At 35.9% G+C, this 17,550-nt stretch carries 15 protein-coding genes and 1 other annotated feature; of the genes, 5 read left to right on the top strand and 10 right to left on the bottom strand.

Features of this window, described 5'->3' with window-relative positions; translation table 11 throughout:
* Window positions 1-20: 20 nt before the first annotated feature.
* The 3 genes from MKX37_RS05980 to mecA all read right to left on the bottom strand — a co-directional run bounded on the left by MKX37_RS05980 (window position 21) and on the right by mecA (window position 3,648).
* Window positions 21-1,256 (bottom strand): competence protein CoiA, encoded by a 1,236-nt coding sequence (locus MKX37_RS05980; RefSeq protein WP_078214020.1) that lies wholly within the window; start codon window positions 1,254-1,256, stop codon window positions 21-23.
* A gap of 91 nt (window positions 1,257-1,347) precedes the next feature.
* Window positions 1,348-2,892 carry a cardiolipin synthase gene (locus tag MKX37_RS05975; RefSeq protein WP_002064255.1) on the bottom strand — a complete coding sequence of 515 codons (1,545 nt, stop codon included), beginning with the start codon at window positions 2,890-2,892 and terminating at the stop codon, window positions 1,348-1,350.
* Between the two features lie 72 nt (window positions 2,893-2,964).
* On the bottom strand, window positions 2,965-3,648 hold the full coding sequence (gene mecA / locus MKX37_RS05970) for an adaptor protein MecA (protein WP_002011351.1): 684 nt from the start codon (window positions 3,646-3,648) through the stop codon (window positions 2,965-2,967).
* Between the two features lie 436 nt (window positions 3,649-4,084).
* Between mecA and MKX37_RS05965 the strand changes: the two genes are divergently transcribed.
* The gene (locus tag MKX37_RS05965) at window positions 4,085-4,759 is read left to right on the top strand and encodes a TerC family protein (RefSeq protein WP_002030376.1); all 675 of its coding nucleotides are present in this window, start codon (window positions 4,085-4,087) and stop codon (window positions 4,757-4,759) included.
* Window positions 4,760-4,809: 50 nt separating this feature from the next.
* On the opposite strand, the gene spx is transcribed toward MKX37_RS05965, so the two are convergent.
* Window positions 4,810-5,205: a transcriptional regulator Spx gene (gene spx, locus MKX37_RS05960; RefSeq protein WP_002011348.1), complete on the bottom strand. Its 396-nt coding sequence runs from the start codon at window positions 5,203-5,205 to the stop codon at window positions 4,810-4,812.
* A 580-nt stretch (window positions 5,206-5,785) separates the two neighbouring features.
* Between spx and MKX37_RS05955 the strand changes: the two genes are divergently transcribed.
* Complete coding sequence (locus tag MKX37_RS05955) at window positions 5,786-5,989, top strand: hypothetical protein (protein WP_000559981.1); 204 nt, start codon at window positions 5,786-5,788, stop codon at window positions 5,987-5,989.
* Window positions 5,990-6,019: 30 nt separating this feature from the next.
* On the opposite strand, the gene MKX37_RS05950 is transcribed toward MKX37_RS05955, so the two are convergent.
* On the bottom strand, window positions 6,020-7,666 hold the full coding sequence (locus MKX37_RS05950; RefSeq protein WP_002125935.1) for a peptide ABC transporter substrate-binding protein: 1,647 nt from the start codon (window positions 7,664-7,666) through the stop codon (window positions 6,020-6,022).
* 354 nt (window positions 7,667-8,020) lie between these two features.
* On the opposite strand from MKX37_RS05950, the gene MKX37_RS05945 reads away from it, so the two are divergent.
* Window positions 8,021-9,466, top strand: a complete 1,446-nt coding sequence (locus tag MKX37_RS05945) for an MATE family efflux transporter (protein ID WP_002125933.1) — start codon at window positions 8,021-8,023, stop codon at window positions 9,464-9,466.
* A 190-nt stretch (window positions 9,467-9,656) separates the two neighbouring features.
* On the opposite strand, the gene MKX37_RS05940 is transcribed toward MKX37_RS05945, so the two are convergent.
* The 5 genes from MKX37_RS05940 to MKX37_RS05920 all read right to left on the bottom strand — a co-directional run bounded on the left by MKX37_RS05940 (window position 9,657) and on the right by MKX37_RS05920 (window position 15,372).
* Entirely contained in the window at window positions 9,657-10,592 is a 936-nt protein-coding gene (locus MKX37_RS05940) for an ABC transporter ATP-binding protein (RefSeq protein ID WP_002125930.1), read from the bottom strand.
* Complete coding sequence (locus tag MKX37_RS05935; RefSeq protein ID WP_002125928.1) at window positions 10,585-11,628, bottom strand: ABC transporter ATP-binding protein; 1,044 nt, start codon at window positions 11,626-11,628, stop codon at window positions 10,585-10,587. The genes MKX37_RS05940 and MKX37_RS05935 overlap by 8 nt, the downstream gene beginning before the upstream one ends.
* 20 nt (window positions 11,629-11,648) lie before the next feature.
* Window positions 11,649-12,665: an oligopeptide ABC transporter permease gene (gene opp3C, locus MKX37_RS05930; RefSeq protein WP_000974104.1), complete on the bottom strand. Its 1,017-nt coding sequence runs from the start codon at window positions 12,663-12,665 to the stop codon at window positions 11,649-11,651.
* A complete protein-coding gene (gene opp3b / locus MKX37_RS05925) occupies window positions 12,662-13,591 on the bottom strand; it encodes an oligopeptide ABC transporter permease (RefSeq protein ID WP_063226144.1) in 930 nt (309 codons plus the stop codon). The genes opp3C and opp3b overlap by 4 nt, the downstream gene beginning before the upstream one ends.
* A 125-nt stretch (window positions 13,592-13,716) precedes the next feature.
* On the bottom strand, window positions 13,717-15,372 hold the full coding sequence (locus tag MKX37_RS05920) for a peptide ABC transporter substrate-binding protein (protein ID WP_002125925.1): 1,656 nt from the start codon (window positions 15,370-15,372) through the stop codon (window positions 13,717-13,719).
* Window positions 15,373-15,691: 319 nt separating this feature from the next.
* Here MKX37_RS05920 and MKX37_RS05915 point away from each other — a divergent pair, with 319 nt between their 5' ends.
* Both MKX37_RS05915 and trpS read left to right on the top strand, forming a co-directional pair.
* Window positions 15,692-16,072 (top strand): DUF3899 domain-containing protein, encoded by a 381-nt coding sequence (locus tag MKX37_RS05915; protein WP_002125921.1) that lies wholly within the window; start codon window positions 15,692-15,694, stop codon window positions 16,070-16,072.
* A 105-nt stretch (window positions 16,073-16,177) separates the two neighbouring features.
* Window positions 16,178-16,395: a binding site (T-box leader), on the top strand.
* Window positions 16,396-16,469: 74 nt separating this feature from the next.
* On the top strand, window positions 16,470-17,459 hold the full coding sequence (gene trpS, locus MKX37_RS05910) for a tryptophan--tRNA ligase (RefSeq protein WP_000110999.1): 990 nt from the start codon (window positions 16,470-16,472) through the stop codon (window positions 17,457-17,459).
* Window positions 17,460-17,550 lie beyond the last annotated feature (91 nt).

Below are 17,550 nucleotides of genomic sequence, written 5' to 3'. Positions count from 1 at the left end.
TAAGTACAATTCTGTTTTTCTTATGTAATTCCTTCACGTTCATTCTTTATTATATCCCCTTTTTCTTCTCTCATGTTGAACTTTGTCTCAAATAGAGATAGCGCATAAGTTAGGCAAATCTCATCATATTTCCTAACTTCCTCCTCCGCCTGTAACATAACTATATTCCTCATTTTTCGGTACGTATAAGTCCCTACTTTATGCAACACGCCTACAAAACATAAAAAAGTCATATATTCAGTAACCGCTACTTTCCATATATGTTGTGCAAAATACGGAAGTAGACGCCTCTTCGTATATTTTGCTACATAGTTACATACGTATTGCAGAGAAATATACTCCCCTACCTTAAGCATACCTATACACTTCAAATAAAGAGAAGCTTGCCATGTAAATGGATTTGTTTGAAAAGCAAACGCAGATGGGAGCGGAACACCGATTTCAGAAGGAAAGCTCGCTGGGGTACATTTATATTGATATAAGAGGCGGAGTAGTGACTTATGATTATAATTCCAGATAGATAGAGCGTTTTGCCGAAAATGGTTCTTTTTTCTCTTCCATTCTTGTCCTAATACCTCTTTTTGGAAAGGCACAGAGGAAAAGAGCATGTCAACAGTAGTCGTATCAGTTGGTAAATAAATAGTATGTGAGAAAGAGACATTTGTAGAAAACGGAGTGATAAATGCGCATTTCATAAACGATTTTTGTTTCGGACAGAAGAAAATAAGAAATGGCTGAGGATAAGATTGTAAGGAGAAAGCCAGAAGTGAGGAAAATTTCATCCAATATGCAGATTGCTTTTTTAATTGATTTCCACCAATGATCCAGATGACCTGTATACCAGCTTGCCAATACGAGTATGTTCGTTTAGAAAGCTGCTCTACGGAGAGATTTGCACATTGATATTCAATCGCAATTTTTCGATCCGCTCTCTCTACGTAAATATCTGGCCGTTGCTTGATTACTGGCAGATAATGCTCTATATCGACATGAAAATCTTGATGTTTTAACCATCTATATAACAATTCTTTACCGTGCATATGATACATAGATTCTGCTTCATAAAAAGTAAGACATGAATCCACTTTCTTATGAGCAAAATGCCAGCTCTTTTGTGTTCCTAATTTCATTTGCACTTCTTTTCCGCAAGCTGTACAAAAGAATTTTTCTCGTTTACGCATTTCGCGTAAACGCTCTTCATCCCGGTTATATAATAGATGAATTTTCTCTCCGTTTTCTCTCCTTGCAATAAACATCCACCATCACACCCTTTCAACTTCTTGTATTCTACAATTTACTACAAATTCCTCTCAAAAAAAGAGATGTCCTAAATTAGGACATCTCTTTCTATAATAAAGGTGATAATAACCGATACGTCGATTCAACAATCCGCCTATGAAGACGTCTCTTATGAAATCGGTCAACATGAATTTCACTGGATTCTTCTAAATCGTCTTTAAAATCTTGAACGAGCTTTCGAATGCTACCTGTATCATATAAAAAGGCATTTACTTCAAAGTTTAAATGAAAACTTCTCATATCCATATTAGCTGTCCCAATTGATGCGAGATCAGAATCCACGATGACAACTTTACTATGAAGAAAACCTTTTTCATATTCATATATTTTTACTCCTGCATCTAATAACTCCGGAAAGTACGATCTTGATGCATAAAAGACAGTCCGCTTATCTGGCTTACTTGGCATTAACAAACGAACATCAATACCAGCAAGTGCAGCTACTTTTAATGCAGATAAAATATCATCATCTGGGATAAAGTATGGTGTTGCAATCCAAATCGATTTCCTAGCTGAAGCAATCATTGCAAAATATAAATGTTTAATTGTTTCCCATTTATTATCCGGTCCACCTCCAACAAGTTGGACTCCGCCCCAATGATCACCCTCAACTGCTTCCGCTTGTAAATATTCAGGTGCTAATACCGCCTCACCAGTCATATAAAACCAGTCTTGAAGGAAAATTAGCTGTAAACTTTGAACTGCTTCACCGCGTAAATATAAATGCGTGTCTCGCCAAAAACCGAAATATTTATCCTTCCCTAAATACTCATCACCAATATTTAATCCACCTACAAACCCTTCATTTCCATCTATAATAACGATTTTTCGGTGGTTTCGATAATTAATTTTATCGTTTAAAATTGGAAAGCGCACAGGGAAAAATGGAATCATTTCTACTCCTGCATCATTCAATTCTTCAATATACGAATTTGATAATTTAAAGCTTCCAACCGCGTCGTATAAAAAACGAACGACAACGCCTTCTTTTGATTTTTTTATTAAAATATCTTTAATTTCTGTACCGAGCTTGTCATCACGCACAATGTAATACTCCATATGAATGTGGTGTTTCGCTCGATTTAACCCATCTAAAATTGCCTGAAACGTTTCGTCTCCATTTGTTAATGTCCTCGTTTCAGTTTGAAATGAAATATTTAAAGCACCTAGTCGATCTGCTAAACGAAATAACAATTCTTGATGCTTATGATTTCGTAAAATCCGTTCTTCGTAATCTTCGTGTCCCTTATATTGTAAAAATGCCTGTTCATCGAGTAATGCCTTCTTTTGGAACATTCTTTTTCTACGAAAATTTTGTCCAAATAAAAGATAAGCAAAGAAACCGAACACCGGAAAAATACCTAGTACGATTAACCACGTAAGTGTTTTAGACGGATGGCGGTTTTCTAAGAAAATAACACATCCAATTAAAAATGCGGAAACCGTAAATAAAATACTAATAATACCTAAAATAGAAACATCCTTTATCCCAATGACATCCGAATAAAATGCTACATCAATAAACATGCGTAATGAAACAAATAATGCGAACAATAGTAGAAAAAAGAAAAGTAGTTTTAACGTGTTTTTCATCTCTTACCTCCTTACTAAGAAAGCCTTCCTATTCTTCATAAAAAAAGCCGATTTCATACTATAGAAATCGGCCTACATTTTAGGAGGGAAATTGTTGCGAATTGTCTCAAGCGCACGCTCTTTCACAACCTGTTTCCCATACTCACTTACACGGTGAATCGTTAAAGTAGATTCTTCTCCATATTCTAAAACAATACTTAAAATACGATCAATTTCTTCTTCATCATGTAGCACTTCATCGAATTCCACATATACATAATATCGGTCCTCAAATGAATGTAATTCATCTTTTATATCTTCAAAGATAAGACGATGACTTAATGAAATAACATCTTCAAAATCATTAAACTTAATTAAAAAGCCAAACGTACCATCTTCATTAAAGTTTGTTCCTACTTGTTCTTCTACCTCTTCCACTAATTCTTGCTGGAATAATGATTCGATGCCTTCATCTAGAGGAATGTCTATAATTTTGTCTACACCTATTGGTAGTTCCAGCTTTTGTCCATCCTTTGAAAGCTCCGCTTTCGTTACAAGTACTTCAATCCCTTTATCGACTGCTTGCACTTGGATCCATAACGGCCCATCGATAAAGAAATCATCATGATCACGAGCTTCGTCCATCATCTCCCAAAAGAGCTCTTCACTTCGTTCGCGATCATACCAAATTTCTTCACGATTAAACCCTCTATCCTCTATATCAATGTACGTAATAAAAAATTTCATCGTATGGTCATTAATTCTTTCAATATCCAAAATACAACGCTCCCTTCCTGCTTAGAATTGTTATGAAGGGATTCCCCACTCATATGACAAAACAATAGATTCTTGTACTCTCATTTTATGATAAGATTCTCCAGAAGGGAAATAAAATCGATTTATTTTACAAAAATAGTTATATACCTATCTGTATTCGACTTTTTACATAAAGTGAAACAATAATCAGTATTTTTTTCATCCTCCACTGATTATTAGCTCGCACCAATCGGAATAAATATACCATTATACTAATTCACTGCTCGCAAAAAATTTGGACATACATTCCCATATTCCCTCGTACACTGTAATAAAGTGAAACTTCTATTAGAGGTGATTATTTTGTCCCTGGGAGCGCGGGATCAAAACTAGACAAACTTTCTTCACCACATACATATATTTCGCTTATTAAAACATCATAAATGGAGGCAGACGAATGGACTTAGAGTTTTTAACATCTGTACTACTGATTGTCGGTATCGATGTTGTACTAGGTGGCGATAACGCAATTGTCATCGCACTAGCTAGCCGAAATTTACCTGAAGCAAAACGAAATAAAGCCATTTTGATTGGTACTATGTTAGCAATTGTGCTACGAATTCTCCTCACGATACTAGCTGTCTATTTACTTGATATCCCATTTTTACAACTCACCGGCGGAATTTTACTTACATTAATTGCGGTCAATTTACTCACTGATAATAACAACGATCTTTCTTCTATCAAAGGAAAAACGACTTTATTCCAAGCTGTGCGTACAATTGTATTCGCGGATCTCGTTATGGGGTTTGACAATGTTATTGCCATTGCAGGAGCAGCTCACGGAAGACTTTCACTCGTAATTATCGGTTTATTCATTTCTATCCCGATTATCATTTGGGGAAGCAAACTTATTTTAATACTCATGGAACGCTTTCCATTTCTCATTTATTGCGGAGCAGCAGTTCTCGCCTATACAGCAGGAAAAATGATTACACATGAAGACAGACTTGCAACGTTTTTTCATCATAATCCTAGTTTTGCCACAAGTATCCCTTATTTGTTCATTTTCACCATTTTATGCATAGGCTTTATCGTTCAACAAGTGCGATTACGTAATGTTAAACAGTAAAAAAAAACCTTCTACTCTATAATAGGTAGAAGGTTTTCATATTATTATAATTAATTTACAAGACGCTGTGCTTCACGTAATTGGAACGTTCTTACTGTACGTGGTAAGAAACGACGGATTTCATCTTCGTTGTAACCTACTTGAAGGCGTTTTTCGTCAATCATAATTGGACGACGTAAAATACCTGGATAGTCACGAATCATCTTATATAAATCTTGAAGTGGTAAAGACTCTAAGTTCACATTCAATTCTTGGAAAACTTTTGAACGAGTAGAAATAATCTCATCCGTTCCGCTTTCTGTCATACGTAAAATCTCTTTAATCTCATCAATCGTTAATGGATCTGAGAAAATATTACGTTCTGTATAAGGAATATGATTTTCCTCTAGCCATAATTTCGCCTTTCTACAAGACGTACAGCTTGGAGAACTATATAATGTTACCATACAAAGCTCACTCTCCTTAAAGAGTACAAATTCTGTACTAATTACAGTTTAAATTTCTAACTTCCGCAATTTTTCGCGATAACTTGTCTTATAGCAAAGTAAAAAATCGCAATTCATGTAAGCAACAATAATTACTTTTAATAAGTAACTTCTATAATCATTATACAATAGTTTTTGCAAGAAATATACAGTGAATTTACTGCTAGTTGAGAAAATTTCTCCGTGTACTCCACTGCTATGCAACATGATTATACTCAGTAAAACTGTCCTTTAACAACGGTCTTCAACCCTTTTGATACTTACTTTCTACAATAATCTTCACTTGATATACAATTACAGTTTCATAATCTTCCCCATTAAAAAGAGAGCGTTTTCTTACCTTTTCCCAACAAAACAATTGAGAAATGTAAGACTCTAAAGGTTAGAAACAAAAAGGAACATTTGTTCTTATTTTAACAAATCTCTTCGCTCATGTCTATATGCTTTCTAAAGTAAATCGAATATTTTTCTGACATTTCTTTCTTTTTTACCATTTATCTCATACAATAAAAATACAGACAGACAAAGGGGGAATTTGCATATGATCGCTTTTTTTACTGATTTTATCATTGTTGCTACCCTCATCATCGGAATAACAGCATTGATTGGTGTCATTACAAATAGCATCGGTGAAAAACTCTTTGGTGGGAAAGAAAAAATGAAGTTTGTTAACAAAAGTTTAGATGTACAATCTGGCTGGAACCAAGTTGGCGGAAAAGGCATTTATAAAAAACGTACGTACTAAAAAAAGCAGGTAATTACCTGCTTTTTTTTGTTATTTTCCTACTGATGCCCATTTGAAGCTTACTTCGCCACCATACTTATGGTTGTACATATCTTTAATTGTTTCTCTTTGTAAATATGCTCTACCACGTTGATATACTGGAACAATCGCAGCGTCATCAAGTAACATTTTTTCTGCTTCAAGTAAGTTTTTCCAACGAGCATTTACGTCGCTTCCATCTTTCTTCGCTTTCATAATAATCTCATCGTACTTCGGATTAGAATACTTCATTTTATTTTGTGCCCCATCAGTTACGAACATATCAAGATATGTAACTGGATCTGGGAAGTCTGCACTCCATCCAGAGAATGACATTACAAAGTCGCCCGCATCTTCTAATTTTAGTTTTTGCGCGAATGGTTGTTGTTTAATTTTCACTGTTAAACCTGGTAAATTCTTTTCTAACTCACCTTTTAAATATTCACCAGTTTTCTTCGATAATTCAACGTCTTCATTTAATAGCTCTAATTCAATTTCGTTTTTACCAAGCTCTTTTTTACCAGCTTCCCAATACTTTTTCGCTTCTTTTACATTTGGTTTTACAATATCTCCATTTTCAACACGGAAATCTTTTTTATCCGGTCCTTTAATGAAATTGTCAGGAATTAATCCCGTCGCTGGCTTAGAACCGTTATTTAATAATGTATCAACGAATGGTTTACGGTCAAAACCAAGAGAAATTGCTTTACGAATATTTTTATTTGCTAAAGCTGGGTCTTTTTGATTTAAGCGAAGGAAGAATACAGATGTATCTTCTACCGTTTTGAAATCTGGTTTTCCTTTATATTTATCGATGAACTCTGCTAATAACGTCGCTCGATCGACTGCGTTTGTTTCATATAAATTAATTGGCGTAGACGTATCTTTTACAATATTAAAGTTTACTTCCTCAAGCTTCACTTCTTTATTGTCCCAATATGATGAGCTCTTTGTCATTTTGAAGCTACGTTCATGTTGCCAATCACTTAATGTAAATGGTCCGTTATAAAGTGTTGTATTTGCTTCTAAACCAAACTTCGCCCCTTGCTCTTTCACATACTTTTCATTAACAGGATAGAAGATCGGATAGACCATTAAATCAACAAGATATGGAATAGAATTATCTAATTCTACTTCTAGTGTATGATCATCAATCGCTTTTACACCTAATTGGTCTGGACTCATCTCTTTTTTATTAATTTTCTCAGCATTTTTTATATCGTACATAATGTACGCCGATTTCGCAGCTGTATCTGGATTAATTGCTCTTTGCCATGCATACACGAAATCTTTCGCCGTTACAGGTTCACCATTTGACCATTTTGCATCTTCACGTAATTTAAATGTATACTTTTTACCGTCTTCTGACTTTTGGAATTCCTTCGCTACACCTGGAACTAATTTATCGTCTTTCCCAAGGCGGTATAGGCCTTCCATCGTATTGTTCATTACTTTTGAAGAAACTGCATCAGCTGATAACGCTGGGTCCATCGTTGGAATTTCTTGTGTTTCAATTAAGTTAATAACTTGCTTCGCACCGCTTTTCCCGCTATCCCCTTTTGCGTTCGCTTGCGGTTCATCTTTTTGGTAGCCACATGCCCCTAAAATCATGCTCATTGCTACTGTTGATGCTACAAAAACTGGTATCTTTTTTTTCATACTTCCACCCTCCAAAAAAAATGTTAGCCCTTTCATTTTCAAACAGAAAGAAATATATATATGTTCTAATAATTCGTATTATACACACAAATATATTCTTTGTATATTTATATTTCTATTTTATTAAAATTTTCTGTTAACACCACGTGCATTTGTAAACGTTTCACACTGCGTTTTTATTGAACTAAAGTGTTAAAAATGACCATTTTTATACTTTTCTAAATTATCAGAGAAAAATAAATTTTATATTCTATAATATCTTGTGCATAATTATTCCTCCTTTTTTGTCATAAAATGAAGGTTTATTCATATTGAAAATATGTAGGCTAAAATAAGTGCAAAGGATATGAAAGTGTGTTACGATACACTTTGCTAAAAATAGATATCGGTAAAGAGGGGACGGACATGACAGCAATTCGCTCAAAAAACGGGCCAACAGAGAAATTAAGTTTATTCTTATTAACATGGCCTATTTTTCTAGAAGTTTTTCTTTTTATGCTGATGGGGATCGCTGATACTTTCATGTTAAGTGCATTATCAGACGATGCTGTATCTGGGGTTGGTGCAGCGAATCAATACCTTCATATCGCGATTTTAGTACTAGAAGTCATAGGAAATGGTGCAGCTATCGTTGTATCCCAATACCTCGGTTCTAAACGCTTTATGGAAGCATCAAAAATATCAGCATTAGCCGTCACATTAAATTTAGTGGTCGGACTCATTATAAGCGCTGGTTTTCTTTTATTTTCAAAACATATGATGATGGCAATGAATTTACAAGGCGATGTACTAACGTATGCACAAAGCTATCTATCCATCGTCGGAGGAGCTATTTTCCTTCAAGCTATTATTAACTCATTAGCCGCAATTATCCGCGTTCACGGCTTTACAAAGCAAGCGATGTTTGTTTCGCTTGGAATGAATATTATTCATATCGCCGGAAACTACGTACTTATTTTCGGGAAATTCGGTTTCCCTGAACTTGGTGTGCAAGGAGCCGCGATTTCTTCCGCTGTCAGCCGGTTAATCGCACTTATCGTTTTCTTCTGGTTACTGTACCGCGTTATGGAATACCGTGTGAAATTACAATATTACTTCACTTTATCAAAAGAATACGTTGGCAAAATTTTAAAGATCGGCATTCCATCTGCATTCGAACAAGTCATGTATCAAGCTTGTCAAATTGTCTTCTTATATTACGCAACATACTTAGGTACGGAATCGTTAGCTGCAAGACAATACGCTACTAACATTTCCATGTTCACTTATTTATTCGCCATTGCTATCGGTATGGGAACAGCTATTATCGTTGGACGCCTAGTTGGCGGAAATGAAAAGGATGAAGCTTACACACGCGTATGGAAAAGTGTACAATGGGCGATTGGTGTAACTTTATTTATGGTCATGCTCGTTGTTACATTCCGCACACAATTAATGGGACTATTTACGGATAATCCTCATATTATCGCTCTAGGGGCAAGCGTTCTTTTACTAAGTGTACTACTTGAAACAGGACGGACGATGAACATCGTCATCATTAATTCACTTCGTGCAGCTGGCGATGCAAAATACCCTGTTTTAATCGGCGCATTCTCCATGGTGTTAATGAGCTTACCACTCGGTTACTTTTTCGCCTTCCATTTAGACATGGGGCTCGTTGGTATTTGGCTAGCGATCGCTATCGATGAATGGACGCGGGCGATTATTATGTTCTTCCGATGGAGAAGTAGATCGTGGGAAAGTTATGCACTTGTTAAACCTGATGAGCAAGATAAGAGCGTTTCTGTTCAAGCGCAATAAAATAAAAGTGTTTCTAAATGAAGAAAAGGCGGCTGATTTCAGTCGCCTTTTTCTTCATTCTCGGAAACTCTTACTTCGCTGTCTTTAAACAGAAAAAGAACTTGGATAAAATCGCTTTATACTAACTTAAGTTTAACTAGTATAAAAAAATAGAGCCATCCTTCTGTAATAGAAGAATGGCTCTACTTTTTTATTGATAGATTTCTTTATATTTCTTATACTCTGCTTCAGAACATAATACAAAATGTCCTGGGCGAATTTCGCGCATTGTTGGCACTTCACTACCATAATCATGCTGCGATGGGTCGTATACGATACGTTTACGATTGCGCTCATAATCTGGATCTGGAAGTGGAATTGCTGATAGTAGTGATTTTGTATATGGATGCATTGGATTCGCATATAACTCTTCACTTGTTGTCAGCTCAACGATTTGACCACGGTACATTACACCAATGCGATCACTAATGTATTTTACCATCGATAAATCATGGGCGATGAATAAGTATGTTAAACCTTTTTCTCTTTGTAACTGTTTCAGTAAGTTTACAACTTGCGCCTGAATCGATACGTCAAGTGCTGAGATTGGTTCATCAGCAATGATAAATTCAGGTTCTACAGCTAGCGCACGAGCGATACCGATACGTTGACGTTGTCCGCCTGAGAATTCATGCGGGAAACGATTCGCGTGCTCTTTATTTAAACCAACTGTATTTAACAGCTCGTGAACACGGTCCATACGCTCTTTTTTACCTTTTGCTAGTCCGTGAATATCAATACCTTCTGCGATAATATCCCCTACTGTCATACGAGGATTTAATGATGCATATGGATCTTGGAAAATCATTTGCATTTTACGGTTGAACTTCTTAAGTTCTGCGCGTGATTTTTTCCCATGTACATTTTCACCATCGAACAACACTTCACCGGCAGTTGCATCGTATAAACGAATGATCGTTCTTCCAGTTGTTGACTTACCACAACCAGATTCTCCTACAAGTCCAAATGTTTCACCGCGGTAAATATCAAATGAAATATCATTAACTGCTTTAACAACACCACCACTCACATCAAAGTGTTGTTTCACATTTTTTACTTCAATTAATTTCTCACGTTGTTTAGTCATGTTGTTCACCTGCTTTCATTTGAAGAATACGTTTTTCAACAACTGCTGGTGGTTTTACTTCTGGCGCTTGCTCATGAAGTAACCAAGTTGCCGCATAATGTGTATCACTTACTTTAAATAAAGGTGGTTCCATTTCAAAATCAATTTTCAGTGCCTGTGGGTTACGTGGTGCAAAAGCATCACCCTTTGGCGGTTTTAATAAGTCTGGAGGCGTTCCTGGAATCGCATATAGCTCGTCCTCTGAACCATCTAAGCTTGGCATAGATGCGATTAAGCCCCATGTGTATGGATGTTGTGGATTGTAGAAAATTTCATCAACAGTTCCAATTTCAACAACTTTACCAGCGTACATAACCGCAACTCGGTCTGCAACGTTTGCCACTACACCTAAGTCATGCGTAATGAAAATGATTGCTGCTTCTGTTTTTTGCTGAATGTCCTTCATAAGCTCTAAAATTTGCGCCTGAATTGTAACGTCTAGCGCCGTTGTCGGCTCATCGGCAATTAATAATTTCGGATTACAAGCTAACGCCATCGCAATAACTACACGCTGTCTCATACCACCTGAGAATTGGTGAGGATATTGTTTTAAACGAGCTTCTGGATTTGGAATACCTACAAGGTCAATTAATTCTAAAGCGACTTTACGTGCATCCGCTTTACTCATCCCTTGGTGTTTAATAAGACCTTCCATAATTTGATTTCCAATTGTCATCGTTGGGTTTAATGATGTCATTGGATCTTGGAAAATCATCGCAATATCTTTACCGCGTACTTGCTGCATTTCTTTTTCCGTTAATTTCGTTAAATCACGACCGTCAAATACAATCTCTCCATTTTTAATACGGCCTGGAGGATTCGGGATTAATCCCATTAGCGCTTTAGAAGTAACTGATTTCCCAGAACCAGACTCTCCTACAATCGCTAATGTTTCCCCTTTTTTCAAATCAAAAGTAACTCCGCGCACTGCTTGTACTTCACCTGCATGTGTATCAAAGGAGACTTGTAAATCTTTTACCTCTAACAATGTTTTCATTTTTACTTCTCCCTCCTCGTTTACTTACGCATTTTTGGATCTAACGCATCGCGTAATCCATCTGCCATTAAGTTGAATGCTAGAATTAACATACTGATGACAACCGCAGGGATGAACATCATGTGTGGATACGTTTGAATTGATTTATATCCATCATTTACAAGAGAACCAAGTGATGCGAATGGTGGCTGAATTCCTAAACCGATGAAGCTTAAGAATGCCTCACCAAACACCGCTGATGGAATTGTAAACATTGTCATTACGATAATTGGTCCCATAACGTTTGGAATTAAGTGTTTCACAATTAATTGTGTATTTGTTGCACCTAATGTACGAGACGCTAATACATACTCTTGGTTTTTTAACTTTAAGATTTGTCCACGAACAATCCGCGACATCCCTATCCAACCTGTAATCGCCATTGCGAGTGTGATTGACCAAATACCAGATCCCATAATGATTACCATTAAAATAACGATGATTAAGTATGGAATACCATTAATAATCTCCATAATACGTTGCATAATATTATCTACTCTACCGCCGTAGAATGCTGAAATACCCCCGTATGCAACCCCAATTACTAGGTCAATTGCTGCTGCTAAAAGAGCGATATATAATGATACGCGTGTACCTTCCCATGTTCTTGTCCATAAGTCACGGCCAAGATCATCTGTACCAAACCAGAAGTACTCTTTAATATCACGTTTTGCATATTGGTCAACACCATATTGATCTGTGCCGTCAAATGGTAACCAATGAATATTTTCAATCACTGGAATTTTCGGTGGCATTTTCGCACGACCTAAATCCTGCTCTTTATAAGAATGTTTACTTACCATCGGTCCAAAAATTGCTAGTAGTACAATAATGCTCAATAATACTAAACCCAACATCGCGCCTTTATGTTGGAACAAGCGTCTTCGTACATCTTGCCAAAACGTTAAGCTTGGACGGGCAATGACTTCATTATCAACATTATTTTGATTGGCTTGTTGAAATAAATCTGGAGATAATTTTTGTACATCTTTCATCATTTTTTCCCTCCCGCTAAACGAATACGAGGATCAATAATTCCGTATAAAATATCGACAATGAAAATAACTACGATGAAGATCGCACTATAGAAAATTGTAGTTCCCATAATAACTGTATAGTCATTCACTGTAATAGATTTAACGAACTGTTCCCCAAGTCCTGGTACAGCATAAATTTGCTCGATAACAAGTGTTCCTGTAATTAATGCAGCAACCATTGGTCCTAAAATTGTTACAACTGGAATTAACGCGTTACGAAGTGCGTGTTTGACAATGATAACGCCTTGACTAATTCCTTTTGCTTTCGCTGTTAAAATATAATCAGACTGCATAACTTCAATTAATTCTGCACGAGAGAAACGTGCGATTGTTGCGATAACTCCCATCGATAATGCAATTGTAGGCATTACTGTAAACTCTGGTCCTTTCCAGAACGCTACTGGGAACCAGCCAAGTTTTACCCCTACGAAATATTGTAGTAATGCGGCGAATACGAACGATGGTACCGACATCCCGAGTACCGAAATAACTGTTGCACTATAATCGACCCACGTATTATTACGAAGTGCCGCAACAATTCCTAAAAGTAAACCGATAAATGTTCCTAATATAATCGCTTGTAAACCAAGTTGTGCTGATGGTCCAATGCGATCCACAATCATGTCTGTTACTGGGCGGTTATCATATTGGAATGATACCCCTAAATCACCTTGCGCTAAGTTACCTAAGTAACGTGCATATTGAACTGGTACTGGATCATTTAATCCATATTTTTCAAGAATGATTTCTTTTTGTGCCGGTGATAGCTTCTCCTGGTTTTTAAGCGGAGAACCCGGTAGTAATTTCATCAAAAAGAAAGTCAGTGTAGTAATTAAAAATAATGTCAAAGCCATGTACACGAAACGTTTTAATACATAACGTCCCATAGTCAAGCACCTCCCCGTTTTTCTCAAAAGCAATAAGATAGTTTAAAATATTCTTACTTTTATTTTTTAAAATAAGAGCATATGCCCATCATAGGCATATACCCTTGTAAACGATGGAAAAAAGATTATTTTTGTTCAACAGATGCCCATTTGTAAGTTAATCTACCACCATAGTTAATTGGGATAATATCTTTTACGGCACCTTTTACCACATATGCTGAACCTTTTTGGAAGATCGGAGTAATAACTGCATCCTCTTTAATTAATATTTTCTCTACTTCTAAAAGGTTGTTCCAGCGAGCTTGTAAATCTTTTGTATCTGTTTTTGCTTTTAGAATTAGCTCATCATATTTCGGATTAGAATATCCTGTTTTATTTTGTGAACCATTCGTAACAAACATATCTAAATATGAGACTGGATCTGGGAAGTCTGGACCCCAAATACCAAACGCCATATCATATTCTTGAGAGTCTTCTAACTTATTTTTTTGTGCGAATGGCTGCTGTTTAATTTTGATCGTTAAACCAGGTAAGTTCTTTTCCATCTCACCTTTTAAGAATTCGCCAATTTTTTTCGCATCTTCATTATCGAAGCTTAAGAATTCTAGTTCAATTTTATCAGTGCCAAGCTCTTTCTTTGCTGTTTCCCAAAGTTTTTTCGCTTCTTTTGAATCCGTTTCAACTAGATTTCCATTTTCAGCACGGAAGTCTTTTTTATTCGGACCTTCAGCGAAATCTTTTCCAACAAATCCGTAAGCACCGATTGCGCCGTTGTTTAAAATAACTTTTGCAATGTTATCACGGTCAAAGGACATTGAAATTGCTTTTCTTAAGTTTTTATTACTCAAATACTTATTATTTTGATTAAATCTTAAGTAGGCAACTCCAGCTTCTTTTCGTGTTTGGAACTCTGGAGTTTGTCTAAATTTATCAACAAATTCCGATGTTAGAGCCGCACGATCAATCGAATTTGTCTCATATAAATTTACATCAGTCGATGTATTCTTCACAATATTGAAATTTATCTCTTCGATTTTAACCGTCTTGTTATCCCAATATGATGGGTTCTTCTTAAATTGGAAGCTTTGTTCATGTTTCCAATCACTCATAACGAATGGCCCGTTATATAATGTTGTATTTGCCTCTAAACCAAACTTATCACCTTGTGATTTCACAAAGTTCTCATTTAGTGGGTAGAACACCGGATAAACCGTTAAATCAATAAAGTAAGGAACGGGATTGTCTAATTCCACTTCTAATGTATAATCATCAATCGCCTTTACACCTAATTGGTCAGCAGGTAATTCTTTTTTATGAATTTTTTCTGCATTTTTAATATCGAACATAATGTATGAATACGTCGCTTTTGTATCTGGATTTACTGCTCTTTTCCATGAATACACAAAGTCTTTCGCTGTTACAGGTTCCCCATTCGACCATTTCGCATCTTTTCTTAACTTAAATATGTATTTCTTCCCATCATCTAGCTTTTGGACATCTTCAGCAATCCCAGGCATTCTCTTTTGATCTTTGCCAGTACGATATAAACCTTCCATCGTATTATTTAATGCTGTTGAAGATGCAGAATCTGATGCTAACGATGCATCCATTGATGGAATTTCAGATAACTCTGTTAAATTAAGAATCTGTTTTCCGTTACTACTACTAGTAGTGTTTTCTTTTCCTTTTGCTTTAGCGTCCTCTTTCTGGTAGCTACACGCGCCAAGCAACATACTTGCCGTTAAAGTTGATGCAAGTAATAACGGTATCTTTTTCTTCATGTTGTGTTGCCTCCCCTAATTGCACTTACTGTACCCTCACTTGTAGAAAAGTAGAATTGAAAGAATAATCTCCAAGTTTCTACAATTTTCATTATACATATAATATGACGATTGTGAATATAGTTTTTTGTTTTTTTGTTAAAATTTTTAATAAAATGTTTATATTTTAAATTTTTTGTAAAGGGATACGGTAACATTGCTACCATCATCTTGAAATTAGAACCTCAATTGCGTATAATTTTCAAAAAATTATTTATATTACTTATTATAACTTTTATAGTATAATAATTCTAGTAATATTTTGACGGAGGGGAATATTTTGAATAAAGTTTTTTTTCATACTTGTATACTATTTTTGGTTGCGATAATCGCTTCTAGTGTGGGCGCATTCCTCGTTTCATCTCATTTTTTGTTGAATTTTGTCAACATCTCATTCTATATTGCATTGTTTTTTATTCTTATAGGTGGTTTTTTATTCATATTTCAAAACGGATTTTTTAACGTAACAATTTACGCATTCCAAAGAGTATTTGGTACGAATAAAAAAATTGACTCTTTAATTGAAGAAGCAGAGGAACCTATCGATAAGAAAGAACGTATTTATAAAACATATTCATTCAAATGGACGTATCCGATTTGTATTACCGGTATCGTACTTGGGTTGTTCTCGATCCTCATTAGCTTTACTATTTTGATGTAGTTTGCAAACACTATTCCATATGATATAATAATCAGCAAAACATTTTGTTATAAAACTTTAGTTCTTTCATATTAAAAGAGCTTAGGTAACAATAAATAAATTTATATGTATGCGATGATAAAGAAGAGTACATATTGGGGCAATTTCAGAGAGCTTGTGGCTGGTGTGAACAAGTAATTGTACAGTATGGAATGGGCTTTTGAGCACCAAACCGAACCGAAAGTAGTAGGCTTTGGCGTTATATCCAGACGTTATTATGGATCTTGAGAGATTTCACAGCTGTGAAATAATTAGGGTGGTACCGCGGTCCATTCGTCCCTATGTAATTTGGGATGAATGGGCTTTTTTGTATGCCTTCTCTTCCCCATCGCACATTCAATTTTAGGAGGAATTACTTATGTCAGTTATCTTTTCTGGTATTCAGCCAAGCGGAACAATTACACTTGGAAACTATTTAGGAGCTATGAAGCAATTTACAGAGCTTCAAAATGAACACGACTGTTATTTCTGTATTGTAAACCAACATGCGATTACAGTACCTCAAGATCCCGTACAACTTCGTAAAAACATTCGCAGTCTTGCTGCACTTTATGTAGCATGTGGCATCGATCCTGAAAAAGCTACTTTATTTGTACAATCAGAAGTACCAGCACACGCTCAACTAGGATGGATTATGCAATCAGTTGCTTACGTTGGAGAATTAGAGCGTATGACGCAATATAAAGATAAATCTTCTGGTAGAGATTCAGTTCCAGCTGGATTACTAACGTATCCACCATTAATGGCTGCTGATATTTTACTTTACAACACTGAAATCGTACCTGTTGGTGATGATCAAAAACAACATATGGAATTAACACGCGACCTAGCAGAGCGTTTCAACAAACGCTTCCGTGAAGTGTTCACTGTTCCTGAAATTCGTATTCCAAAAGTAGGAGCTCGCGTTATGTCATTAACAGAACCTACGAAAAAAATGAGTAAATCTGATCCGAATCCAAAAGCAATGATCAGTATGCTTGATGAACCAAAAACAATTGAAAAGAAAATTAAAAGTGCTGTAACTGATTCTGAAGGTATCGTGAAATTTGATAAAGAAAACAAACCTGGAATCTCTAACTTATTAACAATCTACTCTTCATTCTCTGGAAAAACAGTTGAAGAAATAGAAGCAATGTACGAGGGAAAAGGATACGGAGACTTCAAAGGCGACCTAGCACAAGTAGTCGTAGAAGCAATTCGTCCAATCCAAGACAAATATAACGAACTAATCAACTCACCAGAACTAGACGAAATTCTAGACAAAGGTGCAGAAAAAGCAAACCGCGTTGCATTCAAACAACTACGCAAAGTAGAAAACGCAATGGGATTAAGTAGAAAACGTAGGTAACTTATAAAGCGGAGGCAGCTCGTTCAGCTCTGACTGGCTAAGGTTCTTTCGCATAGAAGACGCTTTTTGTCTTCTTATGCGGAAGGTTCTT

This window comes from Bacillus sp. FSL R5-0709, from assembly GCF_038004785.1.
In the GTDB taxonomy this organism is placed as follows: Bacteria; Bacillota; Bacilli; order Bacillales; family Bacillaceae_G; genus Bacillus_A; species Bacillus_A mycoides.
The sequence above is the reverse complement of the archived record's forward strand: the minus strand, read 5'-3'. Positions and strand labels throughout refer to the sequence as shown.

Excerpts from the sequence above, each read along its gene's own strand:
- MKX37_RS05920 (WP_002125925.1), bottom strand. The coding sequence starts at position 15,372 with ATGAAGAAAAAGATACCGTTATTACTTGCATCAACTTTAACGGCAAGT.
- MKX37_RS05975 (WP_002064255.1), bottom strand. The coding sequence starts at position 2,892 with ATGAAAAACACGTTAAAACTACTTTTCTTTTTTCTACTATTGTTCGCA.
- spx (WP_002011348.1), bottom strand. The coding sequence starts at position 5,205 with ATGGTAACATTATATAGTTCTCCAAGCTGTACGTCTTGTAGAAAGGCG.
- opp3C (WP_000974104.1), bottom strand. The coding sequence starts at position 12,665 with ATGATGAAAGATGTACAAAAATTATCTCCAGATTTATTTCAACAAGCC.
- trpS (WP_000110999.1), top strand. The coding sequence starts at position 16,470 with ATGTCAGTTATCTTTTCTGGTATTCAGCCAAGCGGAACAATTACACTT.
- opp3b (WP_063226144.1), bottom strand. The coding sequence starts at position 13,591 with ATGGGACGTTATGTATTAAAACGTTTCGTGTACATGGCTTTGACATTA.
- MKX37_RS05980 (WP_078214020.1), bottom strand. The coding sequence starts at position 1,256 with ATGTTTATTGCAAGGAGAGAAAACGGAGAGAAAATTCATCTATTATAT.
- MKX37_RS05935 (WP_002125928.1), bottom strand. The coding sequence starts at position 11,628 with ATGAAAACATTGTTAGAGGTAAAAGATTTACAAGTCTCCTTTGATACA.
- MKX37_RS05955 (WP_000559981.1), top strand. The coding sequence starts at position 5,786 with ATGATCGCTTTTTTTACTGATTTTATCATTGTTGCTACCCTCATCATC.
- MKX37_RS05965 (WP_002030376.1), top strand. The coding sequence starts at position 4,085 with ATGGACTTAGAGTTTTTAACATCTGTACTACTGATTGTCGGTATCGAT.
- MKX37_RS05950 (WP_002125935.1), bottom strand. The coding sequence starts at position 7,666 with ATGAAAAAAAAGATACCAGTTTTTGTAGCATCAACAGTAGCAATGAGC.
- MKX37_RS05940 (WP_002125930.1), bottom strand. The coding sequence starts at position 10,592 with ATGACTAAACAACGTGAGAAATTAATTGAAGTAAAAAATGTGAAACAA.